Origin of the sequence: Desulfovibrio sp. 1188_IL3213 (assembly GCF_036763145.1) — a bacterium.
Lineage (GTDB): Bacteria > Desulfobacterota > Desulfovibrionia > Desulfovibrionales > Desulfovibrionaceae > Desulfovibrio.
Map to the genome: position 1 here is coordinate 1 of NZ_JBAIYR010000484.1, position 1,588 is coordinate 1,588.

The 1,588-nt window shown below is 60.2% G+C and carries 2 protein-coding genes and 1 pseudogene; all 3 read right to left on the reverse strand.

The window, feature by feature from the left end:
• The coding region (locus V6C16_RS12845; protein ID WP_333543398.1) for a hypothetical protein at positions 1 to 238 on the reverse strand (238 nt) is incomplete at its 3' end.
• A gap of 292 nt (positions 239 to 530) precedes the next feature.
• The gene (locus V6C16_RS12850; RefSeq protein WP_333534305.1) at positions 531 to 983 is read right to left on the reverse strand and encodes a C-GCAxxG-C-C family protein; all 453 of its coding nucleotides are present in this window, start codon (positions 981 to 983) and stop codon (positions 531 to 533) included.
• Between the two features lie 38 nt (positions 984 to 1,021).
• A pseudogene (locus V6C16_RS12855) lies at positions 1,022 to 1,588 on the reverse strand (hypothetical protein); the annotation flags it as partial.

Consider the following 1,588-nt stretch of genomic DNA (forward strand, 5'->3'; position numbering starts at 1 on the left):
GCAACTGGCCCTCACGGGCCACCAGGGCGGTTTCTTCCGCAAGGCCCAGCGCCGCAAGCAACTGGCGCGAGGTTTTGGGCCGGGGCAGGGAGAGGCGCTTTTCTTCCGGCTGCAAAAGCACAACGATGCGCGCGCCCGTATGCTCGGGTTTGACAACCTGGCAATGGGCGGGAATTTCCACCGGTGCGCGTTCGTAGCGGCGGATTTCGTCTTGCGGTTTTGCGGATGCGTCTGTCATGAAAACTCCTTGTGGCCGTAAGCGTGAGCGTTTTATCTGTAAAGATGACTGGTTGCAAAGCTTGTCATGCGTCCTCACCGTTGCCTGCATGCGCAGGCGTGCCGCATTGGCGGCGGCGTGAAAGTCGCTTGCGCGGGCGGGTGTTGGAACGCCTTTAGAGCATTTAACACTTGAAATGCTCGCTTACGGCAGGCAAAAGCCTGCCTTCTCGCATTTAGTGGCAAGGATTTTCAAGAAAATCCTTGCAGAGCAGTTAACTCATTTCATTCGTTAACGGTTCTAGACATTGCATCTAAAGGTATTCTTCCAGCAGGTCGCAGGCAGCACAGACCAGCGGGGCGCACACAGTGGTAAAAAGGCCTTTTTCCATAATAAGGGCGCGCTCCTGCGGAATGGTCAGGTCGTGTCCCAGTATTTCCCGGCACAGCAGGCTGCCGTGAGCCCTGACGAAGGCCGTCATGAAGGCATCGCGGCGGGAATAGAGATTTCCCTTGCGTTCGCGTGAGCATGGCCCGGCGCAGCCATGCGCCATGCCAAGGGCCATGAGTGCTCCGGTCACACAGCCGCAGGTGGCGGCTTGCCCCATGCCGGAACCGAAGCAGGACGCGGCGCGCATGGCATCGTCCGGAGACAGCCCGAAACGCTCGGAAAAGTGGGCAAAAACCTGCTGGGCGCAGATAATGCCCATGCCGAAGTTTTCCTGGGCCTCCGCAAGCTCCATGCCTTCATGGGGGCTCTGTTCCATCAGTGTGTCCGTCTGCATAGCTGCCGCACAGTTCGGGGTCAGGCCCCGACATAGTAGTAGAGAGCTGTTACAACCGTCATGCTGGCTGCACGCAGCCCCTGGTTTGCCAGAATGAGCCGCAGGGCCAGCGCCGGACGGAAAAATCCTGAATAGGACGGCAACTGATGGCGTATGGCACGCATGGGCGTGGACAGAATGTTGCCCACCATAAGGGCCAGCACCACATCGCGGCCGGAAAGGCCGCCGGTCTGCAATACGCTGCCTGCCGCGCCCAGAGCCGCGCCCAGTTCCGCCGCCAGATGCAGTACAATAATGCCCATGGCCTGCGGCTTCAAGAAGGAAAGCCATGCCATATGCTGTGAAAGCCACTGCTCGATCAAGGCAAAGTAGCCGAACTGCTGCAGCAGATACATAAGCACGTAGACGGGCGCGGTAAAGTAGACGAGCTTGGGCAGGCGGCGGGTAAAGCGCCGCCACGCCTTGCGCAGGGCAGCGCCCCAGTTGGTTTTTTCGTTGCTTTCGGTCTTGCAGGCCAGACAGCCCGACGGGGGCGGAGGCAGCAGACGGCGGGCCAGCACCACGGTAAAGGCCGGGCGCCCCACGGC